General features: G+C 67.7%; 18 protein-coding genes and 1 pseudogene. 8 read left to right on the forward strand and 11 right to left on the reverse strand.

The annotated features are described in order from the left end of the window. The first annotated feature begins 1 nt into the window (after position 1). Genes A9X04_RS11340 through A9X04_RS11350 form a run of 3 tightly spaced genes read left to right on the forward strand, consistent with a single transcriptional unit; the run spans position 2 to position 3,272 of the window. On the forward strand, positions 2 to 1,060 hold the full coding sequence (locus tag A9X04_RS11340; protein WP_067920367.1) for a glycosyltransferase family 4 protein: 1,059 nt from the start codon (positions 2 to 4) through the stop codon (positions 1,058 to 1,060). Between the two features lie 57 nt (positions 1,061 to 1,117). Further along, the gene (locus A9X04_RS11345; protein WP_067920333.1) at positions 1,118 to 2,074 is read left to right on the forward strand and encodes an NAD(P)-dependent oxidoreductase; all 957 of its coding nucleotides are present in this window, start codon (positions 1,118 to 1,120) and stop codon (positions 2,072 to 2,074) included. Then, positions 2,055 to 3,272 carry a glycosyltransferase family 4 protein gene (locus A9X04_RS11350; protein ID WP_067920335.1) on the forward strand — a complete coding sequence of 406 codons (1,218 nt, stop codon included), beginning with the start codon at positions 2,055 to 2,057 and terminating at the stop codon, positions 3,270 to 3,272. Before A9X04_RS11345 ends, A9X04_RS11350 begins: the two co-directional genes overlap by 20 nt. Here the strand turns inward: A9X04_RS11350 and A9X04_RS11355 are convergent. After that, positions 3,247 to 4,200, reverse strand: a complete 954-nt coding sequence (locus tag A9X04_RS11355; RefSeq protein WP_067920337.1) for a UDP-glucuronic acid decarboxylase family protein — start codon at positions 4,198 to 4,200, stop codon at positions 3,247 to 3,249. The genes A9X04_RS11350 and A9X04_RS11355 overlap by 26 nt on opposite strands. Positions 4,201 to 4,209: 9 nt before the next feature. After that, the gene (locus A9X04_RS11360) at positions 4,210 to 5,526 is read right to left on the reverse strand and encodes a UDP-glucose/GDP-mannose dehydrogenase family protein (RefSeq protein ID WP_067920339.1); all 1,317 of its coding nucleotides are present in this window, start codon (positions 5,524 to 5,526) and stop codon (positions 4,210 to 4,212) included. A gap of 232 nt (positions 5,527 to 5,758) precedes the next feature. Between A9X04_RS11360 and A9X04_RS29640 the strand changes: the two genes are divergently transcribed. Further along, the gene (locus tag A9X04_RS29640) at positions 5,759 to 6,526 is read left to right on the forward strand and encodes a class I SAM-dependent methyltransferase (RefSeq protein WP_197509132.1); all 768 of its coding nucleotides are present in this window, start codon (positions 5,759 to 5,761) and stop codon (positions 6,524 to 6,526) included. Positions 6,527 to 6,598: 72 nt separating this feature from the next. On the opposite strand, the gene A9X04_RS11370 is transcribed toward A9X04_RS29640, so the two are convergent. From A9X04_RS11370 to A9X04_RS11395, 6 genes are all read right to left on the reverse strand, one after another. Further along, complete coding sequence (locus tag A9X04_RS11370; protein ID WP_067920343.1) at positions 6,599 to 8,296, reverse strand: GMC oxidoreductase; 1,698 nt, start codon at positions 8,294 to 8,296, stop codon at positions 6,599 to 6,601. Next, positions 8,293 to 9,219, reverse strand: coding sequence for an aldo/keto reductase (locus tag A9X04_RS11375; protein WP_156764316.1), 927 nt, complete (start codon positions 9,217 to 9,219; stop codon positions 8,293 to 8,295). Before A9X04_RS11375 ends, A9X04_RS11370 begins: the two co-directional genes overlap by 4 nt. Before the next feature lie 16 nt (positions 9,220 to 9,235). Next, complete coding sequence (locus A9X04_RS11380; protein WP_067920345.1) at positions 9,236 to 10,249, reverse strand: glycosyltransferase family 4 protein; 1,014 nt, start codon at positions 10,247 to 10,249, stop codon at positions 9,236 to 9,238. A 136-nt stretch (positions 10,250 to 10,385) separates the two neighbouring features. Continuing rightward, positions 10,386 to 11,861 (reverse strand): O-antigen ligase family protein, encoded by a 1,476-nt coding sequence (locus A9X04_RS11385; RefSeq protein WP_067920347.1) that lies wholly within the window; start codon positions 11,859 to 11,861, stop codon positions 10,386 to 10,388. Beyond that, positions 11,858 to 13,309: a polysaccharide biosynthesis tyrosine autokinase gene (locus A9X04_RS11390; RefSeq protein ID WP_067920349.1), complete on the reverse strand. Its 1,452-nt coding sequence runs from the start codon at positions 13,307 to 13,309 to the stop codon at positions 11,858 to 11,860. The genes A9X04_RS11385 and A9X04_RS11390 overlap by 4 nt, the downstream gene beginning before the upstream one ends. 179 nt (positions 13,310 to 13,488) lie before the next feature. Further along, the gene (locus tag A9X04_RS11395) at positions 13,489 to 15,204 is read right to left on the reverse strand and encodes a hypothetical protein (RefSeq protein ID WP_231985707.1); all 1,716 of its coding nucleotides are present in this window, start codon (positions 15,202 to 15,204) and stop codon (positions 13,489 to 13,491) included. Positions 15,205 to 15,489: 285 nt separating this feature from the next. Here A9X04_RS11395 and A9X04_RS11400 point away from each other — a divergent pair, with 285 nt between their 5' ends. Further along, positions 15,490 to 16,284, forward strand: coding sequence for an FkbM family methyltransferase (locus A9X04_RS11400; RefSeq protein ID WP_067920351.1), 795 nt, complete (start codon positions 15,490 to 15,492; stop codon positions 16,282 to 16,284). A gap of 12 nt (positions 16,285 to 16,296) precedes the next feature. On the opposite strand, the gene A9X04_RS11405 is transcribed toward A9X04_RS11400, so the two are convergent. Continuing rightward, positions 16,297 to 18,159: a bifunctional diguanylate cyclase/phosphodiesterase gene (locus A9X04_RS11405; RefSeq protein WP_067920372.1), complete on the reverse strand. Its 1,863-nt coding sequence runs from the start codon at positions 18,157 to 18,159 to the stop codon at positions 16,297 to 16,299. A 292-nt stretch (positions 18,160 to 18,451) separates the two neighbouring features. Beyond that, entirely contained in the window at positions 18,452 to 20,119 is a 1,668-nt protein-coding gene (locus A9X04_RS11410) for a hypothetical protein (protein WP_231985706.1), read from the reverse strand. 268 nt (positions 20,120 to 20,387) lie between these two features. Here A9X04_RS11410 and A9X04_RS11415 point away from each other — a divergent pair, with 268 nt between their 5' ends. From A9X04_RS11415 to A9X04_RS11425, 3 genes are read left to right on the forward strand one after another with little or no spacing between them, the layout of a single operon-like run. Then, complete coding sequence (locus tag A9X04_RS11415; protein WP_067920353.1) at positions 20,388 to 21,569, forward strand: NAD(P)/FAD-dependent oxidoreductase; 1,182 nt, start codon at positions 20,388 to 20,390, stop codon at positions 21,567 to 21,569. Next, a complete protein-coding gene (locus A9X04_RS11420) occupies positions 21,566 to 22,477 on the forward strand; it encodes an RNA polymerase sigma-70 factor (protein ID WP_067920356.1) in 912 nt (303 codons plus the stop codon). The genes A9X04_RS11415 and A9X04_RS11420 overlap by 4 nt, the downstream gene beginning before the upstream one ends. Positions 22,478 to 22,505: 28 nt before the next feature. Beyond that, a complete protein-coding gene (locus tag A9X04_RS11425; RefSeq protein WP_067920358.1) occupies positions 22,506 to 23,759 on the forward strand; it encodes an aminodeoxychorismate synthase component I in 1,254 nt (417 codons plus the stop codon). A 3-nt stretch (positions 23,760 to 23,762) separates the two neighbouring features. Here A9X04_RS11425 and A9X04_RS30355 read toward each other — a convergent pair. Continuing rightward, positions 23,763 to 23,879 (reverse strand): annotated as a pseudogene (locus tag A9X04_RS30355) (16S rRNA (cytidine(1402)-2'-O)-methyltransferase); the annotation flags it as partial.

Below are 23,879 nucleotides of genomic sequence, written 5' to 3' on the forward strand. Positions count from 1 at the left end.
CGTGAATTCTCCTCGCGTCCTTTGGCTCTCGCCATGGACACGACCGGCGGTGCGCGTGCAGTCCGAAGCGCTGATTCGCCACGGGGCCGACGTGCTGCTCGTGACCTCTGACCGACACCCGGAGTCGGACGCCGCCCGTGACTACGAGGTGGTGCTCGAGCCGCGATTCCTCTCGGCCAAGACCTGGCCCCCGACGCTCAAGGCCTGGCGGCTCGTCCGCAAGTTCCGGCCGGACGTCGTGATCGCCGAGCAGGTCCGTGATCCACGCTGGATCGCGCTGGCCGGCCGGACGCCGCGCATCCAGGTGATCCACGACGATCGCCCCCATGACCCCGGCGAAGCGCTGCCGGCGTACGAACTGGCTCTGCTCGATCGCTGGGGCGCCCGCTCGGCTGCCACCATCGCCTATTGCGATTACGTCGCGCGCGCGGTCGCGACCCGACGCGACGTGATCGGCACACCGGTACACGTTGTGCCGCTTGCCAGCGATCTCGATCTCGATCGGGTCCCTCCTTTCGTGGATGCCAAGGGGCGTCACGACTTTGTCATGTTCGGCCGGCTCAATCCCTATAAGAATGTGGACGTGGTGTTGCGCGCCTGGCAGTGCCACGTCGAAGGCGGTGGCTGGCGCGGCGACGACCTCATACTGATCGGCGACGGGACGCTGGACGCCGACAAGCTGCCGGCCCACACGCAGTGGCGCAGCGGCGGATACCGCTACCGCGATGTCGTCACGACCCTGGCCGCCGCCAAGGGCTCGATCGCCCACTACCGGCGCGCCACTCAAAGCGGCGTGCAGGTCCTCTCAATGCAGCTGGGCGTCATGCCGATCGTTTCCACCGAGGGTGGGCCGCCCGAGTATCAACCCCCGGACTGCCCCCCGATCGGCGTCGATGACGTCGCCGGACTGGCCGCCGCTTTCGACCTTCTGGCCGACCCGGTCACCGCGGAGCGGCACGGAGCCACCGCGGCGCGTCACTACGAACGGCATTGCGCCGTCGACCTTGTCGCCGATCGCTTCCTGGAGGTCATCGCCGAAGTGATGGGCCGTCAACGTTGACCGGATACCGAGCACACCACGCGTATCCGAATGCATGGACGCGAGAGGGATAGGAACGTGAGCACGTATCTGGTCACCGGGGGCTGCGGATTCATCGGGTCGTCGGTCGTCGACTCGTTGCTGGAGCGGGGCGCAGACGTCTTCGTCATGGACGACCTTTCGCTCGGAAAAGACCGCTGGCAGAAGGCGCCCCGCAAGCCCACACTGGTCGTCCGTGACATCCTCGACGCCGACGCGTGTGACGAGGTGTTCCGGGACATCAAGCCGCAGAACGTCATTCATCTGGCGGCGCAACACTTCGTCCCCTGGTGCGAGGAGCACGTCCACGAGGCGTACACCCTGAACGTGCACGGCACGTTGAACATCCTGGAGTCCTCACGCCGGCACGGGGTCCAAGCCTTCTTCTTCGCATCCACCGGCGACGTCTACCATCCGAACTTCCTGCCCCACAGGGAAGTTGATCCGACCGGACCGGTTTATGTCTACGGCCACACCAAATATCTGGCCGAGCAGCTGTGCATGCGCTACTTCGAGTCCACCGGGTGCTTCCGGACGCTGGTGATCGGGCGGCTGTTCAACGCCGCCGGACCGCGCGAAACCAATCCGCACATGCTCGCCGAGGTCACCCGCCAGATCGCAGAGGGCAAGCACGAGGTGGAAGTCGGCAACCTCTGGCCGCTGCGCGACTACGTGGACGTCGACTCGATGGGCGCCGTCATCGTCGACACCGTCTCGCGGGTAGAGGGATTGGAGATCCTCAACATCGGATCCGGCACGGCGATCGAGGTTCGGGAGGCGTTGAGCATCATCGCGTCCGTCCTGCCGTTTCCCGTTGCCTTCACCTCGGTGCCCGAACGCCAGCGCCCCAACGACCGACCATTCCTGTGCCCGGATACGCAACGGTTGCGCCGCACCATCGGCCGCGCGGCCGAGCCGTTCAGCCAGGCCACGGCGCGAAAAATCTTCGCCGAGTACCCCGACTTCAAGCTCGAGAGTGGCCGCGGTGCGCCCTGACTTCACCCGCCCCCTGCGCGTTGCCCTGGTCGGCGACTACCCCACCGAGGAAGGCGCGGCGGTGCAGAACGGGGTGCAGTCGGTGACGTACACCTTGGCGCAGGCACTGGCTGCCCGTTCCGACGTCGAGTGCCACGTCGTCAGCGCGATGAACGGCGTGACCACAACCTACCGCCGGGCCGGCGCGCTGCACGTTCACTACGTCAGGCGCCTGAACCTCCCGCGGTTGGTCACGCTGCGCGTCAACGATGTGCCGCGCCTGGCGGCGGCAATCCGTTCGATCAATCCCGATGTCGTCCATGGGCAGGGCCAGGACCGCCACGCGCTCGGCGCGTTGGCGAGCGGGGCGCCGACGGTCATCACGCCGCACGGCGTGCTCTTCGTCGAGAGCCGGTTACTGCAACGAAACCGGTGGGACGCGTTGGGTGCCCTGAAGAAACGGGCTGTCGCCAACATGGAGCGGGAGGTGTTTCGCCGCGCCCGGGACATGATCATCATCTCGCCGTACCTGGCGCAGGTTTACGGGTCGATGCTCACGGCGCGCTGCCGATTCATCGAGAACCCGATCCAAGACGACTTCTTCCGCATACGGCGCGCACCGGAACCCGGCCGAATGTTGTTCGTCGGCACCGTGGTGGCGCGCAAGAGGGTGGACCATCTCGTGCGCGCGGTCGGCGAGGTCGCCAACGACCATCGCGCCGTTGCAGACCGGCCGTGGCGGGCGGGCCTACAACTCAGGGTCGCCGGCCCCCTTGCGGACCCGAGTTGCGAACGCGAAGTCCGGCGGGCGATAGACGAATGCGGCCTACGGGACCGGGTGAGGCTGCTCGGACCCATCAGCCACGAAGAGCTGCTCGATGAATACGCGCGCGCCCAGGTCCTCTTGATCGGCTCGCGCGAAGAGACCACTCCGCAAGCCGTCGCACAGGCCATGGCGTGTGGGCTGCCGGTGATCGCCTCCCGCGTCGGCGGCATTCCGGACATGCTCGAGGACGGCCGCACCGCGCTCCTGTTCTCGCCTGGCGATGTCGCGGCCTGCGCCGACCACATCCGCCGGATGCTCGACGACGATACCTTCAGAACAGGCATCGAACACCGGGTACGCGTCGAGGCGGAGAAGCGTTTCGACCCGAAATCGGTTGCGGAGCAGACTGTTCACGTCTATCGGGAAGTCATCGCCCAAGATCGGCCGATCTGAAATAATCGATCGTCAGTTTGACGCCTTGGCTGAATGGAACCACCGGGCGCCAGTCGAGTCTCGACTCGGCGAGGGTGATGTCCGGCTTGCGCTTCTTCGGGTCGTCCTCCGGCAGGGCCCGGAAGACGATCGGAGACGACGATCCGGTCATCTCCTTGATGATGCGGGCGACCTCGAGGACGGTCAGCTCGTCCTGACTACCGAGGTTGACCGGCCCGGTGAAGGACGATTCGCTGGTCGCCATCTTCACCAGCCCGTCGATCAAATCGTCGACGTAGCAGAAGCTTCGGGTCTGGCTGCCATCGCCGAAGATGGTGATCGGTTCGCCACGTAGTGCCTGCACGATGAACTGTGAGACGATCCGCCCATCCTCGGGATCCATCCTGGGGCCATACGTGTTGAAAATGCGGACGACCTTGATCCGAGCGCCGAAGCGGCGCGCGTATTCGAGCATGAGTGTTTCGGCAACCCGCTTACCCTCGTCATAGCATGCGCGTGGGCCGAAGCAGTTGACGTTCCCCCAATAGCTCTCGGTCTGCGGATGCAGGGTGGGATCGCCATAGACCTCGCTGGTGGAGGCCTGCAGCATGATCGCCTCTTTGTCGAGCGCCAGCTCGAGGACGTTTCTCGTACCGAGGTAGTTGGTGTCCAGGGTGAACACGGGATCGCGCTGGAACGCGAACGGCGAGCCCGGGCAGGCCATGTTGAAGACGAGGTCCAGCGGTCCCGCCACGGTGGCCGCGTCCAGCGGCCGCGTGACATCGTGCTCAAAGAAGCTGAACCCCGGGTCACCCTCGAGGTGGGTGAGGTTTTCGCGCCTGCCGGTATAGAAGTTGTCCAGGCCGAGCACCTCGACGCCGTCGCGGCGAAGGCGATCGCAGAGGTGGGATCCGAGAAATCCGGCGGCGCCGGTGACCAGGGCTCTCATCCACCCAGCCTAGTGGCGGCCCATGCCGTAGTACTCGAAACCCTCGGCCCGCAACCGCCTGGGGTCATAGATGTTTCGACCGTCGAAGACGACATGGCCCCGCATGGCCGACCTGACGCGCTGCCACGACGGCCGCTGGAACTGCTTCCACTCGGTGACCAGGACGAGCGCGTCGGCTCCCTCGACAGCCTCGTACATGTTCCCGGCGTACTCGATCGAATCGCCCAGCGCCTCTTTGGCCCGCGCACCCGCCTCCGGGTCGAAGGCCCGCACCGTCGCGCCGAGCTCGAGCAGCCGCCGCACGATCACCAGCGAGGCGGCCTCGCGCATGTCGTCGGTCTGCGGCTTGAAGCTCAGGCCCCACACGCCGACCCGCAGGCCCGTCAGGTCGCCCGCGGGCCGTCCGTCCCCGAAGTGGGCGACGATTTTGGCGACCAGCGTTGCCTTCTGCTCCGTGTTGACCTCGTCGACGGCGCGTAGCAGCCGCATGTCCGTGCCCAGCCCGGCGGCGGTATGGATCAGGGCCTGAACATCTTTCGGCAGACAGGACCCGCCATAGCCGACCCCGGGGAACAGGAATTCATAGCCGATGCGCCGGTCTGCCCCGATGGCCTCCCGCACCGCGCTGATGTCGGCCCCGGCCTTCTCACAGAGGTTGGATATCTCGTTGATGAATGAAATCTTGGTCGCCAGAAAGCAATTGGCCGCATACTTGGCCATCTCGGCGCTCTTGATGTCCATGACGATCAGCGGGTGGAAGGTGCGCAGGTACGGCTCGTAGAGCTCCCGCATGATGTCGACCGCGCGTTTGGAGTCGCTGCCGAGTATCACGCGGTCGGGCTTCATGAAGTCGGTGACCGCGGTGCCCTCCTTGAGGAACTCGGGATTGGACACCACGTCGAACTCTTGCGAGGTCTTGGCGGAGATGATCTCGCGGACCCGCTCGGCGGTGCCCACGGGGACGGTCGACTTGTCGACGATGACCTTGTAGCGATCCAGGTATGCCCCGATGTCGCCGGCCGCCGCGTGCACGTAGGACAGGTCGGCCTCGCCGCCTTCGCTCATCGGCGTCGCGACGGCGATGAAGACGACGTCGGCGTGTTCGACCGCCCGCCGGCGATCGGTCGTGAAATCGATGGAGCCGTTCTCCCGGTTCCGGGCGATCAGCTCGGCGAGGCCGGGTTCGTAGATCGGAACTCCGCCGGCCAGAAGCTCGTCCACCTTGGCCTGGTCGATGTCGACACACACCACGTCGTTGCCGCTGTCGGCCAGGCAAGCGCCCGTGACCAGCCCGACGTACCCGCATCCGATGATCGAAATCTTCACGACGACACCTTCGCTTCCCGACGATCGCCCCAATAGTCCCGCAAGCGAGCGGTCCACGCGCACGTTTCATCTAGCTTCCTCAACGATCCCGGCATTCCATTTCCCCGATTCTCTGACCCCGAAAAAAACCGGAATCGGCAGCCGACTCCTGGCACGCCACCGGCTCGGGCCAGCGGGAATCTTTGTCCAAATGGGATTTTGGCGACAGCCCAGGTCGGATAGGGTGTGGTGCGTGCCTAACGCGGATGCCAAGCGCGACCGGGTGCCATTCGCGGCAACCCGAGGGCTTCTCCAAAACCTCGGTCATCGCGTCGGCGGCACGGCAAAAACGAAAGTCCGCCTGTCGCTGATGAAGGCCGGCCGTCGAGTGACGGCCAGCCGGCTGGCGAATCTGCGTTCCGTGCTCAGTTACCTCGAGCTCGGCCATTGGCTGGCGCACGATTTCTCGAATGCCACGGTAGATGTCGTCGCCGACCAATTTGCGTTGTTCGACCGAGCGCTGGCCAAGGTCCGCGGACAACGGCCCCTGTACCTCGAATTCGGTGTGTTCGAGGGCCGCTCGATGCGGTGGTGGTCGCAGCACCTCCCGCATCCTCAAGCGAGGCTGATCGGTTTCGACAGCTTCGAAGGCCTGCCGCAGGACTGGCGGCCCGGCCTGGGAGCCGGCCACTTCGACGTCGGCGGCGAGCCGCCGAAGATCGACGATGCCCGCGTCTCGTTCGTCGTCGGCTGGTTCGACGACAGCCTCCCGAAGTTCGACGTCCCCGAGCACGACCAGTTGATCATCAACGTCGACTGCGACGTGTACTCCAGCGCCGCCACGGTGCTGAGTTGGGCGGAGCCGCTTCTCCAGCCCGGTACGCTGATCTACTTCGATGAGTTCCCCGACCGCGATCACGAGATGCGGGCCTTCAAGGAACTCATGGCCCGCTCGCCACGGGAATTCCGCCCGCTGGCCACGGCGCGCGGTCATCACTGGCTGTTCGAGGTCGTCAAGTGAGGGCACCCACGACGGCTCCCGGTTCCGCTGTGCGAATACGTTGGGCGATAACCGAATTCAGCCTCCGATTGATCAGTCGTCGGCAGTCCCGGGCCGCTCCGCTCGAGCACCGATGAGCCGCTCGGCGAGCCGCACACCCAGCGCAATCCCGAGCAGGGTCGGGTTGGCCTGGCTCGACGTCGGCAGCACCGAGGTGCTCGCGACGTACAGCCCGCGCACCCCGTGCACCTGAAGATCCGGGTCCACGACGCCGCCGTCGGCGGTCGCAGACATCCGAGTTGTACCGGCCTGATGAAAGCCGGCGTAGCCCTGCATGAAATCGTGTACCGAGGCCTCGACGTCGTCGGCGAGCCACTCCACGTGTCCGACGCCGTGGCGGCGCAGCTGCTGGTCGATGAGATCGATTGCCTTGCGCACGCTTTCGTAGTCGGCGTCGGAGAAATACATATGGGTGCGTATCCGGCGCATGCCGAGGGCGTCGCGTTCGTCGGTCAGCTCGATGCGGCTGTCCCAGTGCGGAAGATGCTCGCCGTGGTAGTGCAGTAAGTACCGATTCCCCGACCCCTTGACGAAGAAGCCCGGCGCCTTGCGGCCCCGACGCAGGAACCGCGCGTAGGAGAACCGGACCGCGAATCGCAGGGAACCGAACAGGTCTCGGACGATGTTGCGCAGGTGCGCGGCGACGCGCGGCGGCCCCGCGGTCTTGGTGTGGGCCTCGCGGATCGCCGCCGCGAGCAGGAAACGCCCCAACGGGGAGATCAACGTCAGGTAGACGCCCGACAGGATTCCGCTGCCGTGCGCCGGATCGCTGATCGGCGGATTCACCATCCAGACGGCGGCATTCGGCATCCCGAGTTCGCGCTGCAGCTGTGGAGTGAACGTGAAACGGCGGCGGAGGTAGACGCCCTCGCGGTCCCGCTCGTGTTCGTAGATGACGTCGTCGCGGGTGAAGTGCACACGCGCGACCCGGGCCTCGACGTGGGACATGTACCAGCGCCCGAGGTGGCCGCCCGCGTTGCCCAGCCCGCCCGGATGATGACGGTCCGACGCGAGCAGCAGGCGGGTGGCCTCCAGGCCGCCGGTGGCAAGGATGTAGTCCGTCGCGAAGACTCTGCCCTCCCGTCCATCGAGTGTCCTGACGACGAGATGGTCGACGGCGGCACCGGCCTCGGTGGTCACCACCTCGGTGCACGTCAGACCGGTCCACACCGTCAGGCCGGGGGTGTTGCGCAACTCGGCGCGGTATTCGCGCCCGAAACGCGTTGGCAGCGACCAGCGTTCGAGGTCGGTGGTGCGCACCTGTTCATCGGGCAACCCCACGACCAGGTCCCGCTGCGCCAACTCCGGGATGTCCCGCGCATTGAATACCGCCTGCCCGCATCCCGCCCAGTCGCAGGCCCGCTGCAGATAGGGCTCGACATCGTCGAACCCTATCGGCCAGGGCGACTCCGCGGTGATGGGCCGATCCTCGAAGTCGATGGCGTCGAACTTGACACATCGTCCGCCCCACAGCGCCGAGGTTCCGCCCACCTGCCGGCGAACGGCGACCTCACTGCGTGAATGAAAGTAGTCGTCCTGGTGCGAGTCGAACGCCGCCAGCTCCTGTGCCGCGCGGTTCGCACGTTCCAAACCACTTTCGATCAACGCCACCTCGACGCCCGCAGCCGCGAGCTCCAGCGCGGTCGCGATGCCAATCGGGCCGGCCCCGACCACCACGACATCGGTTCGGATCGTCATGTTGGGGGCGAACTGCGCCGGACCGCGAATCACGCGGCCGGGCCACGTCGAAACTGCTGGGCGAGAGCGAGAAAACGCGTCAGGAGCCCCGCGTCCGGCGGCGACGAGACGGCTTCCGCCGCGTCGGCAACCCGCCGCGGGTCGGTGCTGCGGTAGAGGATCGCGCGACAACCCGTGGCCGTGGCCGACGACGCGAGGATCAGCCTCGGCAGCACACCGGGGGCCAGCGGGTCCACCTCGAGTGTTTCCCGCCAGCGTTCGGCCGTTCGGGCATCCGCCGACAGCGCTGCGGACAGTGTCGTGTACGCCCGATTGAAGACCCCGAACGCGAGATCAGCAGGTCGTGGCGGAGGATCGAGGAGGTCGCCGCGGACCTGGCTGATGCCCCGCGGTGCGAATGCACCGGCAAAATCCACCTCGAGGCCCTCATCCTGGGACACACCCCAGGCGCGAATCTTGCCCTGCCGGTGGGCCCGTTCGAAGAACTCGCCGAGTTCATCGCCGGCGACGGTGTCGAAAGGCCTCGGGCCGTGGACGAACAAGATGTCGACGTAGTCGACGCCCAGCGCCGCCAGGCTCTGGTCCAGGCTGCGGGTCGCGACCGCCGCGTCGTAGCGCCGGGGGGTCAGGTCCGGTTCCTGTTGCCGCTTGACCGCGCGCCGCAGCGCCGGGGCTTGGCGCAGCAGCGCCCGGGCGGGCGCCTGGAAGCGGCCGAGACGCCGGGCCGCCCCGCCGACGTCGATGCCGAACTTGGTGGCCACCGTCACCGCGTCGCGATTCACGGTGCGCAGGAACACCCCCAGCTCGGACTCCGCCATGCCGAGGCCGTACATCCGCGCGGTGTCGAAGTGCGTGATGCCGTGTTCGACCGCGCTGCCCAGCACCGCCATCCGTTCCTTGCGGAACGGCGCCTGCATCAAACCCCCACACCCGAACCCGACCGCACTCGCCTTCAGCGCCGGTCCGCTGAGCTCAATCTGCTCCAACGCCGAGGCTCTCGTAGATCCGGCGAAGCTCGGCGCCGATGACCTCCGGGCTGCGCGTCGCCGCGATGTGCGCCTGCCCCTTGAGCCCGTCGCGCTCCGCCAGCTCCGGATCGCGCAGGTACCGACCGATAGCCGCCGCCAACGCGAGCGGATCATCAACCGGGACAAGCATTTTCGGGTCAGGCACAATGCCCGGCGTGCCGGAGACGGGCGTCGCGACCACAGGGCGGGCGCCGGCCAGGGCCTCGGTCACGATCAGCGGCATCGCCTCGGCGCGCGACGGCAGCACCACCACACGCGCGGACCGGATCAACTCGGGGATCGCGTCCGGATGTACCGCGGGTTCCACCGAGAAGCGCTCCAGCTGCGGAGGCGTGTAGTCGTCGATGGGTCCGACCACCCGGCATTGGCCTTCGATGCCCTCGTCGAGCAGCAGCTGCCATGCCGCGGCGAGCGTATCGACCCCCTTCCGCAGGCCGATGGTCCCGGCGAAGAGTGCGACCGGCGGTGTCGTGCTGGCCCCGGGCGCGTCCCAGTCGATCGGCGCCGGGTTCACCGAGATGGTGCTGGGCACCCGCGGGGCCAGCTCCGCAACAGTGGCCCGGGCGTCCTCCGAGAACACGATCAGATGGTCGGCGCGGCGCAGGGTGGCGCCGATATAGCGGCGGTGCCGAAGGGCCTCCCTGGCGACGTCGGCGCCCTGCAGCGTCGCGACAATCCGCAAGCCCCGCGCCTTGGCCAGTCGAATCAGCGATCCTTCGCGCAGCCACGCCCCACCGTCTGAGATGTGGAAGTGCACGATGGTCGTGTGGGGTGCGCGGGCCAGCACGGCCGCCGCGCGCGCGGTAAGCACGAAGTTCTTGGCGTGGTGCCGCCCTTCCCACGTCGACAGGACGCGGATGTCGTCGGCGCCCATCTTGTGGTCGCGGATGACTCGAATCACGGTCTGCGTCCCGCCGAAGCTGTAAACGCCCGGCCCGACGTGAATGACGGAGATCATCGCAGCCCGGAAATGGGATAGCACAGCGGCGCGTGGCGGAGGTGGTCGCGCAGACAGACATTTCGCATTCGGCTAACTCCCAGAGTGATTGGCCACGGCGTCAAGGTACACGGGCCGTCCGCTCGACGTGCCCACTTCAGCGGGCCCCGGATGATGCCGTGAGCGCGGCCGAGTCGGGGCTGACCGCGGGGTTGGTGTCGCGTTTTCTGTCGCGTAAGCCGGCGAACCCCATCGCCGAACCTAGCGCGATGCCCAGCGCGAAGGAGTCCGATGGCATCTCGGGCAAAGGCCACACCCAAGATATCGCGAGGAGGCCGGCGCTGACCGCCATGCTGACCTTCGCCGCCGCGGTCCGGCAGCGCACCGCCTTGATCAACGGGATCAGCGCGAAGACGACAAACGCCGTCATGCCGACCACACCCGCTTTCGCCAGCCACCACAGATAGAAGTTGTGTGAGTAGGCGGGATAGAACTTCGCGGAAAACTCGTCGTCACCTTTCGGCGGCTGATACGCGTAACCCAGGCCATGGCCGAATACGGGCGCCTGAGCGATCGAGCGGTTCAGCAGGGCGTTCTCCCGCAGCCTCTCCAGCGCCGATTCGTCCACGGCGAGCGCGCTGGACGAAACCCCGCCGAGCACCCGCTCGTTGAAGGCCGTCAACTGGTCGGCGAGCCACGCGCCGGCTTGCGAACCGTGCAGCAAGAACAGCAATCCCGGCAACGTCACTGCGATCACCGCCGCGAAGATCGCGGCAACGACCGCGGTCCGGCGCACGGTCGGGATGCTCAGGCTGACCAACACAGCCGCCCCCGCCGCCACGGCCATCGAGATGAGCGTGTTGCGCGAGAACGACAGCAGCGAAATGATCAGCGCAGGCGGGCCGAGGGTCAACAGCGTGGCAGGTCTCAGGCAGCCGATTATGGCGGCGGCCACCAACGCGCTCAGCGTCGCGGTGGCCGGGGATTGCGTGGTCAGGATGATCCGGACAGCCTGATCGGCGCCGGTCGCCGCCCCCAAACTTTCGGCCCTGCCCGCCAGCCGGATGGCATGCAGCGAACTCACGACCGCCATGCCCGCCGAAAACCACAGGATGCCGGCGGTGACGCGGATCGACCACTTGATGTAGTCGCCGTACACCACCAACATCGCCAGCACGAAACCCACGACGATTTCGAGCATGGACAGTGATTCGCGCAGCACGATGACGGCGTCCTGCCCGTTCTCGAATCCGGCCGCGGTCGACATCACGATCGCGACCAGGAACACGCCGGGCAACCAGAAATCGGAGAATCGCGGTTTCACGATCGGAATCAGGTAGCCGATCGCCAGCATCGCGGCCAACAGGTACAAGTAGATGACCGCGGGGCCGACGACTTTGCCGACGTGCAGGCCCTGGGGCAGCGCCGCGAACGCGCCCACCAACGCCACCCATGCCATCGCCTCGGGTCTCACCCAGTAGACGACCAGGCAGAAGGTGGCGGCGATCAGCATGATGCCCTCGGTGGTGAGTCGCACCGAGAGCACGCCGAACACGAAACATCCGAACAGGAACAGCGCCAGCGAAGCTGCGCTCATGGCCATGCGGTGCCGACTGCGCAGGTAGAAAATCACGTCGACGGACTGGCCTTCGTGCGGTAGGCCTGGGCGGCGGCCCGGCGGTGCAGCGACAGCCTCGCGTCGGTCAGCACCGTACCGACGAGCTCCGCGTTGGCCGCGCGCAGAGTTGCCAGCGCATCCTTGAGTTCGTCGGTAGTGGTGCGTCCCGCCCGGACCACCAGCACCGTCGCTTGAACGGCGCCGGAGAGCAAGACCGCGTCGGCCGTCGCCAGCACCGGCGGTCCGTCGACCAGGATCCGGTCGAATCGCGACGACAACTCCCCCAGCACGGCGTCAAGCACTTCCGGCGGGTAGGCGGAGCACGGCAAGGTCTCCCGGCGGGCCGCGCGTGCTGCCAGGACGAACAGCCTCGGGAAGGGTGTCGGCTTCACGGCTTCGGCCGCGATCTCGGGGTTCGCCAGCGCGTTGGCCAAGCCCTCTCCCGATTCGACCTTCAGCGAACCGGCGATCACCGGCCGGCGGGTGTCGCCCTCGACCACCAGTACGTCGTCGCCGACTTCGGCGAATGCCCGGGACAGGTTGAGGACCGTCGTCGTGGTTCCCTCGCCGCCGAACGGTGACGCCACCAGCACCCGGCGACCGTCGGGGCCGATCGCCCTCCGCACCCGGGTACGCATGTCCCGCACGGCGTCGTCGAACGTGCCGTCGGTGCCGAACCGCGGAGCCCCGCCGCGCCGGCGCGGCAACTCGCCGAGCGTCGGCAGGCCCGACAGCTCTTCCAGCTTTTCGCGGGTGCGCACCGTGCGATCGCTGGCCTCGCGGGTGAGCGCCACTGCCATGCCGAGAAGCACGCCGGCGACCAGGCCCATCGCCATGTTGCGTACCGGTGCCGGGGTGACCGGGTGATCGGGCACCTGGGGCGGCTCCACCACCCGCGCCCGCGCCACCGGCAACGGCTTTCCGTTCTGCTCTTGCACGCCCGGGGTTTCCCGGGGCTGGCCCGGCGGCGCCGTCGCATCCGTGGGTTCGGGCCGGGGGCCCGCGTTGGGGGCGTCCGGACGCGAGACCGTGCCCAACGTGGGGATGATCGCGGCGAATTGGTCGGCCAGCGCCCCCGCCAGCGCTGCCGCCCGCTTCGGATCTGTGTCTTTGACGGTGATGGTGAACAGCTGAGATTTAGCGGTGTACTTCACCTGGGTTTGGGTCAGCAGGTCGTCGGCACTGATCGGTAGCTGAAGCTGTTTGATCGCGCGGTCGGCCACTGTCCGGCCGCCGGCGATCTGGGCGTACGACGACAGCCGTTCCTGCGCTGTGAGCGTGCCGTTGTACAGCTCGGTCAGGTCGGTGGCGCCGGAGAACGAGATCAGGACCGTGGTGGACGACTGGTAATGCTTGGTCTGCAATGCCGTGATGGCCGCCGCGCCGACCGTACACGCCAGCACCGCGGCCGCCGCCAGCTTCCAGTGCGCGACGAGAATCCGGACAAAGGTACGGAAATCCATCGACCAACGGCCTTTCTGAAAACTTCGGCGGGTGCGAAGCATCCATCCGGTCGGTTATCGGATGGGCTAAAACATTGAACATTATTGAAGCATCGTCATGCGGCGTTTGCCCGAAAAGCGATTCTCCAGGGCCATCCGTTGCAGTTCGAAAACCCGGACGTGACAATCGCGGCGCTCTGTCACGCTCGGGGGCCGGCGGTCAGCACGTCGCGCGATATGTTGACCGTTGCCAGTGGGTAGCCGCCCGAACCGTCACGTCCGTTGCGCGCCAACTGCATGGGCGGGTAGTTCACCACGTGCGATGCGTCCGACTTGTGCTGTTGCCATTCCACCGATGCCCGCAGCGTGTAGTTGCCAGGCGCCAAGCCGGCCACGTCGAGCTTGACCGACTCGGTCGACGACGCCGGGACCGGTTCGTTGCCGGGGTTGCCGCCGGCGTCGTTGTGGACCAGCGTCTTCAGGTTGACGATCGTCGGAAGCGTGCGGACCACCGCGCCCGAGAAATTCACCAGTTGATAGCGGGGAGCCCACTTCTCGATCGCGGCGGCAGAACCGTAGTTGGTCCACGTCACGGCGATCGTCGCCACACCGTCGTGTATCGGTTGCGGGCTCGGACGCGCTTCGACCGAGTACCGATACCCGGCGGCGACGTTCGCCTGCGCCCACAACAGGTACAGCGCCGGGTCCATCGGGGTCGACGATTCCGCGTCAGCGAAGTCGCAACTCGACGTCATCGCGACGTGATACTTGATGACGTCGTGTAGGGCCTTCTGGTAGTAGGACCGTGGCGAGGTGCCGCTCGGCAACAGGCACCATTCGGTGATGACCGGCGCGGTGAGCAACCGATCTTTGAGTTGGGCGATGACCGGATCCTTCTGCTGCACATAACGCGAGCCGTCCAATTCGACCCACCCGGGCAACGGCGCGATCACGCCCAGGCAATCGGCCCGCACACCCACCGGCGCGGCCACTTTCTTGGTGACTTCATCGGAAAGCATTTCGCGCACAATCTCCGGATTCAGCAGCGTCGTGATCAACTGCGTCCGCCGGAACGCGCTCACAGTCGCCGCCACCAGCTGCCTGATCGACGCGATCGTGATGCTCTGATCACGGAACTGGCTGTAATAGCCCAGCTTCGCGACACTTTCGTCGGCCGAAGGACCGGGGGCGCCCAGCGTATCGCGCAAATACGCGATGTGGTTCTCGCTCCAATCCCCGTAGCCGGAGAACTCGAAAACGCTGAGCCGCTCGTCGCCGTCATACCGTCGCCCAAGCGCGGCCAGCAATTGTCCGAAGGCGTCGAGGTATCGGGGGTCGTTCCACTTCGGCACCACCTGCACCACCCCGGGCGTCCACCAGAACCGTTCCGGTCCGGCGTAGTCGGTGGCGGCCGATCGCATCCAGTCGGGGATCGCGATGTTCGTGTTGTTCGGAAACACAGTGTCACAACAGGAGTGGTAGGCGACGATGCGAAGGGTCATTCGCATGTTTCTGCCGGCCAACTTGTTCAGCGCGTCATCGATCACGCTGAAGTCGAATTTCTGGTCGTCCGAGGCGTCGGGGGGCAGCGTGCTGGGATCCGTGGGCTGCAACTGCCGCCACGTGACACGCAGGCTGGCGTCATCCGATGCGGGCCAGGCCGGGTACCGGTGCTGCGCGGGATTGGCCTGCGGGAACAACGGGATCAAAAGATCTTCGTATTGGCCGCGCAGCGGATTCTGTACGTCCTGGACGGCCAGCGGTATCGCGGGGCTGATTATCGCGGTCACCAACTCGGGGTTTCCGCGGCCACCACACCCGTTCAACAAGAGCGTCACGCAAACGGCGACGAGCACGGTGGTCTTGCGCAACGTCCCAGCCGTGTTGGCGAACACGGACGTCGGCGGGGTCGGCATTCCGCTCGCCGAACGTGGGCCCTCCATCAGCTTCAAGGACTGACACCTCTCCGGTCGCTGGCGCTCTCCACCCAAAGCGCGCCACATGAAATCGGCAACGATGCAACGCTGCCCCACATCATCGGTCAATCATGCACATCTTCGATGCATATCCCGGCCACTGTTGGGTGGCGGCCGGCGTCAGCGGGTTCCTTGCCGGGCACCGCTACGTCGGGCCGCTCAAATTGGTATGGTCGCGCAATCCACTCGGCTGATCCCTCCGAGAATCGCTCAGGAGACCGCACGATGCCTTTGGTTCGATCGGCCACGCGTCGGCTGGCGCCCGCCGTCAAGGCACTGGCGCCGGGTTTCTTCTGGCGGCGGAAATACCGCATCCTGCAACGCCTCGGGGAAAGCCGTACCGACATCCAGTTGGCGGTTTCGTTGTGCGACCCGAACCGGATCTCGCTGGACATCGGCGCCGACGTCGGACAGTTCACGATCGCCATGCTGGCGTCGTCGCGATCGGTGATCGCGTTCGAACCCCGGCCCGCGCAAGCCCGCGATCTGGCCTCGATGTTCGACGCCGCAGGCGTTCCCGTACGGGTGGAGGCGGTCGCGCTGTCTGACACCGCCGGCGTCGGGACGATGAGGGTGGTCGAATCCGAGCCGGGCCGCAGCACGATCGACACCACCAATGTCCTGAGCGACGTCGACAACAGCGGGATCCGCAGCATCGAGGTCCCCATCAAGCGGCTCGACGATCTAGACCTGCAAGACGTCGGCATGATCAAGATCGACGTCGAGGGCCATGAACTCGCCGTGTTGCGCGGCGCCACAAAGACACTCGCGCGTGACCGGCCCGCAATCATGGTGGAGGCCGAGCAACGCCATTACCCCGGCGCGGTTGCCGAGATCACCGAGTTGTTACGCCAGTCCGGCTACTCCGGGTATTTCGACCTCGACGGCGTTCGACGGCCGATCGACGACTTCGACCCGCGCACGCACCAGGACCCATCCAACGTCGGCGACCGGGAGAACGACTGGGCGCCTCGCGGCGTCTACGTCAACAATTTCGTGTTCATTCCCCAGGGTCGGTAGGCCCACGCGACGCTAGATGCCGCCCGCCGGCAACGCCTTGCGGTTGGCCAAAAACGGCAGCGACAGCCAGCGCGCGGACAACAGGGCTTCCATCGCCTCGCCGGGGACAGGACGCGACAACAGGAAACCCTGCGCGCGTCGGCACCCGTGCTGGATCAAAGTCATTGCCGCCACCGGCGTTTCAACTCCCTCGGCGACGACTTCCAGACCGAACGCCTCGGCCAGACCGATGATCGCGCGAACGATCGCCAGGTCGCCGGCGTTGTTACCCAGGTCGCGCACGAAGCCGGTGTCGATCTTGAGCATGTCCACCGGCAGGGACTTCAGGTGCGACAACACCGCGTAGCCGGTACCGAAGTCGTCGATGGCCAGCTGGACCCCCACTTCCTTGAGCTCCGCCAAGGTTTTTCGCGTGGTCTCGATGTCGTGCACCACGGCGCGCTCGGTGATCTCCAGGCACACCGAGCCGGCGTCGAGGCCGAACTCGTCGATGGTGGCGGCGACGTCGCGTACGAAACCCCGGGTGATGAGCTGGATCGGCGACACATTGATGCGCATGACGGCCCCTTGGCCGACGCCCTTGGCCCGCCAACCGCTGAATTCGGCGCACGCGGTGCGCATCACCCAGTGCCCCAACTCCGCCGCCAGGTTGGTCGATTCGGCGATCCCGATGAAGGAGTCCGGTAGCAGCAGGCCCCAGATCGGGTGCCGCCAACGGACCAGCGCCTCCGCGCCGACGACGGCGCCCGTCGACAGGTCGATCTCGGGCAGGTAGTGCAGGAGCAGCGCCTCGCTGCCGATGTCGCCTTGCAGGTGCAGCTCGATGTCGTTGCGGAACGCGCGCTTGAGGGACATGTCGTCGGTGGACACCGCGATCTGGTTGCCGCCGCCGCGCTTTGCCGTCAGCACCGCCTCGTCGGCGCGGCGGAGCAGGTCGGTGCAGTTGTCCCGTCCCGGCTGCCCCACCGCCAGCCCGATGCTGACCGTGCGGCTGATCACGTGGCCGCCGATGGCCAGCCGCTCGCACAGCATCGCCGAGAGACGCCGGGCGAATGACTCCGCGGCCTCCGGTGACATCGGCTGGTCGGGAACGACGACGAACTCGTCACCGCCCAACCGGGCGATCGTGCTGTCGGGGGCGCAGACCCGGATGCGTTGCGCGAAGACCCGGATGAACCAGTCACCGGCGGTGTGGCCAAGGTAATCGTTGATCGGCTTGAGCCGGTCGAGGTCGAGGTACATCACCGCGACGGGCCCGGCGCATCCCGTCGCGAGCCGTCCGGACAGATGCGCGACCAGCGCGCGACGGTTGTAGAGGCCGGTCAGATCGTCGTGCTCGGCGAGATAACGAAGCTTTTCTTCAGCGGCGATGCGGGCCTGCAGCTGCGCGAACAGCGCAGCGACCGCCTCGAGCGTGCTGATCTCTTCCTGCTCCCACTTGCGGGCACCGAACTTGACGAAGCCGAGCAAGCCGGTGGTCGTCTCACCCGAGACCAACGGTGCGGCCGCCACCGAGGGCGAGGCGGCCACCTTCGCCCCGCCGAGCCTCCGCCGGAAATAGCGTTTGGACTGCGCCGGACGGATCACCACCGGTTTGTGCCCGTGCCCGCACTGGGCGAGGACCGACTCGGCGATGTCCAGCTGAGCGAAGGCCGTCGGATCCGGGTCCGCGGCGTCCGAGCGGGGCGGCCACTCGGCAACCAGCGCCGAGGTCCGGGTGTGCGGGTCGAGGTGCCGCAGGAAGCTGGCGTCCACGTCGAACTGTTCGACCAGTTGCGCGAGCACCTTTTCGCTCACCAGGGTGGCCGTGGCGGCGGTGGCCTCCATCAACTGGGTGGCGACGGAGGTGACGACCAGGTCCAGGCTGCGTGGCACGGTCTCCTCCGATACGGGCATACATCCCACGGGGCCGGCCACCGTGGTGACGGTTGCCCGATCGGGGGACGGTCATGACGACGAACCCCGCCGGATGCGCGCCCAGCGCGTCGACGTACCCCTTCGGTTCGCGTGTGTGGCTGTCGGATGTTTTCGGACCAGGGCAGGTCACGCTCGGTTTTGGTCAGCAAAACCTACCACGCGGTACCCGCCCCATCCGGGCTAACGAACAACTTCCGGCGAGGGTCTGCCGGCCGGCGCGAACGAGGGCCGTCGGCCCGTCATCGAGGCGCTAGGACCCGTTGGCGGCCGCCGCGTCGCTCGCGATGTCGAGGGTGGCTATCGGATACAGGCCAGAGCCGTCCCGCCCGTCGCGGGCCAGCGCCATGGGCGCGTAGTTCACCACGTGGGAGGCGCCGGGCTTGTGCTGCTGCCAGTCCACGGATGCGCGCAGCGTGTAGTGCCCGGGCGCCAGGCCGGTCACGTCGACGCGCACCGACTCGGTGGCCGACTCGGGCACCGCCTCCTCGCGGGACGAGCTGGAGTCGTCGTGGACCAGCGTCTTGAGGTTGACCGTCGCGGGAATGGTACGGACCACCGCTCCGGAGAAGTCGACCAGTTTGTAGCCGGGTGCCCATTGCTCGGTGGCCGCCGCCGAGCCGTAGTTGGTCCAGACGACGGAGATGGCCGCCACCTTGCCCTGGATCGACTGCGAGCCCGGCTTGGCCTCCACCGAGTACCGGTAGCCGGCCGAGGCGTTGGCCTTGGCCCACAGGAGATACAGCTTGGGGTCCATCGCCGACGTCGCATCCCGGTCGGGGAAGTTGGAGCTCGACGTCATCGAGACGTGATACCTGACGACGTCGTGCAGAGCCTTCTCGTAGTACGACCGCGGGTCGGTCCCGTTCGGCAATCCGCACCACTGGCTGACCACCAGCGCCGAGGTGAGCCGCTGCTTGATCGCGTTGACGGCGGCGTCGTTGAACCGCACGTAGTGCGAGTCGCTGGACTCGGCCCATTCCGGCAGCGGCGCTTGCACGCCAAGGCAATCCGCGCGGATGCCGACCGGAGCGGAGAGTTTCTTCGTCACGTCGTCGGCGAACAACTCGCGGACGATCTCCGGATTCTGCCCGGTGACCACCAACTGCGTGTGGCCGAACGCGCCGACGTTCGCCGCGACCAGCTGCCCGATGGACGCCTTGGTGATGCTCTGATCGCGAAACTGGCTGTAATAGCCCAACTTCGAGAGGCTGTCGTCCGGCGCCGGCCCCGGCGCACCGAGCGCGTCCCGTAGGTAGGCGAGGCTGGTCTTGCCGGAGTCGCCGTACCCGGAGAACTCGAACACGCTCAGGCGCTCGTCGCCGTCGTAGCGCCGGCCGAGCGCGGCGAGCAGCTGCCCGAAGTTGCTGAGGTAGTCGGCGTCGTTCCAATTCGGGACCACCTGGGTGACACCGGGCGTGGACCCGTTCGGCGCCGGGGGGTAGCTGGTGGCCGCGGAGCGGATCCAGTCCGGGATCGCGATGTTGGTGCCGTTGGGATAGGAATCGTTACAACAGGATCTGTAGGCGTACACGCCGAGGATCAGCCGCATGTTTCGGCTGCCGACCTTGGCCAGCGCGTCGTCGATCGCGCTGAAGTCGAACTTGCGGTCGTCGGGCGCGTCGGGCGGCAGCGTGCGCGGGTCGACGGGCTGCAACTGCCGCCACGAGACCCGCAGGCTGGCGTCGTACGACGCGGGCCAGGCGGCGTACCGCTGCTGAGCGGGATTGCCTTGCGGGAAAAGCGGATTCAAGCCTTCCTCGTATTGGCCGCGCAGCGGGTTGGGGATCTCTTGCGCGCTGGGCGGGATGGCCGGGCTGACCATCGCGGACAGTGGACCGGGATCGCTCTTGCCACCGCATCCGCTCAGCACCACCGCCGCGCACACGACAGCGGCCAGCGTGCTCTTCCTCGTCTTCACGGTTGCTTCTCCCAACACACACCGATGCACACTGAAGTGGCCCCATACTGCCTGGGTTATCTGGTGCGCGTATCCGACGCGGGGCTGGTCACGAATTGGCGTAGCGCAGCCTAGCACGCACCACCCGTCCCTCCCCCGGTCCGCCGCGGGCCGGCCCGACCCCGCAAGCGGCACCCGTGAGGCGCGTCACAATGTGGGCGGGTCTGTCACGCTCGAGGACCCCGCGGTGTCTCAAGGGCATCAGGCCCGCGAGAACAGGAGACAGCAAATGACCGAGGTGATCGCCCAGAAAACCCATGTCGTCGTGGTCGGCGGCGGATACGCCGGAACCCTGGCCGCAAACCGGCTCCGGCGACGTCAAGACGTCGACGTCACCCTGGTGAACCCGCGCCCCGTCTTCGTGGAGCGAATCCGGCTGCACCAGTTGGTCGCCGACACCGGCCCCGCGACCGCCGACTACGCGACCCTGCTCGCCGACGGGATCCGGTTGGTCGTCGACGCCGTCGACCGCATCGAGGCCACCGACCGGCGCATCCTGCTGTCCTCGGGCCGCGAGCTCGGCTACGACTACCTCATCTACGCGGTCGGCAGCACCGGCGCCGCACCCGCTGCGGTGCCCGGGTTCGCCGACTTCGCGTACCCGATAGCCGACCTGGAAAGCGCGCAGCGGTTGCGCTACGCGCTGGCCGACCTGCCGCTGGACGCGCCCGTGATCGTCGTCGGCGGCGGGCTGACCGGCATCGAGACGGCCGCCGAGCTGGCCGAACGGGGCCGCCAAGTGACCCTGGTGTGCGGCGCCACGCTCGGCCCGTCGCTGAGCAGGCGCGGCCGGCGTTCCGTCGCCAAGCGCCTGCGCGGCTTCGGGGTCAACGTGCTGGAATCGGCGACCGTGACCGAGGTGCGATGGGACGCGGTCGTGCTCAGCGACGGAGCAGTGCTGCCGAGCGCGGCGACGGTCTGGACCGCCGGATTCGCCGTGCCGGACCTGGCCGCGCGCAGCGGGCTGAGCACCGACGCGCTGGGCCGGCTGCTCACCGACGAGACGCTGACCAGCGTCGACAACCCCTACGTCGTCGCGGCGGGCGACGCGGCCGCGCCGTCGGGCCAACCCTTACGGATGAGCTGCCAGGCCGCCGGCCCGCTGGGGGCGCAGGCCGCCGACACCGTGCTCAGCCGCATCGACTTAACCGCTCCGGCCCGGCTCAATCAGGCGTTCGTCGGCCAGTGCATCAGCCTGGGCCGCACCTACGGCACGCTGCAGTTGGCCCACACCGACGACACTCCGGTGAACCTGGCGATCGGCGGCCGGACCGCTGCGTCGATCAAGGAGGCCATCTGCAAGGGCACCCTGTGGGCCATTCGGCGCGAGGCCGCCAAGCCCGGCTCGTACCGCTGGCTCAAGGGCGGCAAGCGGCCCGCGCAGGAGTCCGCCGAGGTCGCGCTGCAATGACGCACGCGCCCGCCGGCAATGAGCACGCCGAACGGTTCACCGTGCTGCGGCCGCTGCTGTTCACCATCGCCTACGAGATGCTCGGCTCGGCCACCGAGGCCGACGACGTCCTGCAGGACAGCTACCTGCGGTGGGCGGCGGTCGAACTGTCGACGGTGCGTGACACCAAGTCCTACCTGGCTGCACTGGTGACCCGGCAGGCGCTCAACGCGTTGCGCGCCGACGCGCGCCGGCGCGAGGAGTACGTGGGGCCGTGGCTGCCGGAGCCGCTGCTGCTCGACGAGCAAGATGCCTCGACGGATGTCGTTCTGGCGGAATCTATTTCGATGGCGATGTTGGTCCTGCTGGAAACGCTGAGCCCCGACGAGCGGGCGGTGTTCGTGTTGCGCGAGGTGTTCGGCTTCGACTACGGCGAGATCGCCGAGGCGGTCGGCAAACCGGCGCCCACGGTGCGCCAGGTTGCGCACCGGGCGCGCGAACACGTTCGGGCGCGGCGGAAGAGGTTCGAGGCGACCGATCCGCAGCGCAACGCGCGGCTCACCGCCCAGTTCCTCCAGACGGCCGCCAGCGGTGACGTCCAGACGCTGATGACGATGCTCGCCCCCGACGCCACCTGGACGGCCGACAGCGGCGGCAAGGTGTCCGCGGCACGCCGGCCGGTGGTCGGCGCCGACCGGGTGGCCAGGGCCATCGTCGGCCTGATCCGCAAGGCGAGCGAGTTCGCGGAGTTCCGCATCGAGATGGTGACCTGCAACAGCGCCCCGGCGGTGCTGCTCTACCTGGGCGATCACCTCGAGGGGGTGATCACCCTGGAGATCGCCGCGGACAAGATCACGAACTTCTACGTGACGCGCAATCCGGACAAGCTGGCGGCGCTGGCGACCGCGCGCGACGTCAGCCGCGGCTAGGCGGGCGCTCTTCTGTCAAGCTAGGGCGGTGCGTATCGACCGGCTCGGCGACCTTGGCGCCGCCCCCGCGGTGCTGCGCGCCGTGGGGGACGCCACCGCCCGGCTCGGGCTGCCGCCGCCGGCCGCGCTGACCGGCGAATGGTTCGGCGCGCTGGCGGTCATCGCGCCGAGCGTGCCGGTGCGGCCGGTCGATGCGGACGCCGCCTTCGCGGTCCAGCCCGGCCCGCAGTCGCTCGACTCGGAAGCCGTGGGTGGCGGCTGGATCGGTTACCTTTCCTATCCCGATCCCGGCGCCGGCACCGAGCCGAACCGGATCCCCGAGGCCGCGGGCGGCTGGACCGACTGCGTGCTGCGGCGCGACCGGGACGGCCGGTGGTGGTACGAAAGCCTGTCCGGCGCGCCGATGCCGGACTGGCTTGCCGCCGCCCTGGCAACGGGGCCGCCGCCGACGCGCGACTGCCGCATCGACTGGGCCCCGGCCGATCGGGCGGCCCACCGCGACGGCGTGCTGAACTGCCTGGAGGCCATCCGCGCCGGCGAGGTGTACCAGGCGTGCGTGTGCACGCAGTTCATCGGGACGGCCAGTGGCGCCCCCCTGGACTTCTTCGCCGACGGCATCGCCCGCACTGCCCCGGCGCGGGCCGCCTACCTCGCCGGGCCGTGGGGCGCGGTGGCGTCGCTGTCCCCGGAACTCTTCCTGCGACGGCGCGGGACGCTGGTGACGTCCAGCCCGATCAAGGGCACCCTGCCGCTGGATGCCTGGCCGTCGGCGCTGCGGGCGTCGGCCAAGGAGGTGGCCGAGAACATCATGATCGTGGACCTGGTGCGCAACGACCTCGGCCGGGTGGCGATCGTCGGCACCGTCACCGTGCCCGAGTTACTGGTGGTGCGACGCGCCCCGGGCGTGTGGCACCTGGTGTCCACCGTGTCGGCGCGGGTCCCGGTCGAGCTGCCGACGTCCGCGCTGCTGGACGCCGCCTTCCCGCCCGCCTCGGTCACCGGAACACCCAAACACCGTGCGCGCCAGCTGCTCTCGCAGTGGGAGCCGCATCGCCGTGGAATCTATTGCGGCACAATCGGTTTGGCTTCACCCTTGGCGGGGTGCGAACTGAACGTGGCCATCCGGACGGTGGAGTTCGACGCCACGGGCGGCGCTGTCCTCGGTGTCGGCGGAGGGATCACCGCCGACTCCGATCCCGACGCGGAATGGGCCGAATGCCTGCACAAAGCGTCCCCGATCGTGGGACAGCCGCGGATCGCGGCCGCGTTCTCGGCGGGCTGACCCTCAGGCCTGGCGCGACCGCAGGACGGCGTCATAGAGCTGGCGCGAGCGCACCCCCGGATTGGCGGCGGCCACCTCACCGCAGGCGTCCTTCACGCGCGCGCCGCCGTCGACCAGCTC

Origin of the sequence: Mycobacterium sp. E3247, from assembly GCF_001667785.1 — a bacterium.
Taxonomy (GTDB): domain Bacteria; phylum Actinomycetota; class Actinomycetes; order Mycobacteriales; family Mycobacteriaceae; genus Mycobacterium.

Bases quoted from the DNA above. Each gene is read 5' to 3' on its own strand.
- A9X04_RS11355 (WP_067920337.1), bottom strand. From the start codon at position 4,200: ATGAGAGCCCTGGTCACCGGCGCCGCCGGATTTCTCGGATCCCACCTC.
- A9X04_RS11395 (WP_231985707.1), bottom strand. From the start codon at position 15,204: ATGCCGACCCCGCCGACGTCCGTGTTCGCCAACACGGCTGGGACGTTG.
- A9X04_RS11400 (WP_067920351.1), top strand. From the start codon at position 15,490: ATGCCTTTGGTTCGATCGGCCACGCGTCGGCTGGCGCCCGCCGTCAAG.
- A9X04_RS11380 (WP_067920345.1), bottom strand. From the start codon at position 10,249: ATGATCTCCGTCATTCACGTCGGGCCGGGCGTTTACAGCTTCGGCGGG.
- A9X04_RS11420 (WP_067920356.1), top strand. From the start codon at position 21,566: ATGACGCACGCGCCCGCCGGCAATGAGCACGCCGAACGGTTCACCGTG.
- A9X04_RS11390 (WP_067920349.1), bottom strand. From the start codon at position 13,309: ATGGATTTCCGTACCTTTGTCCGGATTCTCGTCGCGCACTGGAAGCTG.
- A9X04_RS11415 (WP_067920353.1), top strand. From the start codon at position 20,388: ATGACCGAGGTGATCGCCCAGAAAACCCATGTCGTCGTGGTCGGCGGC.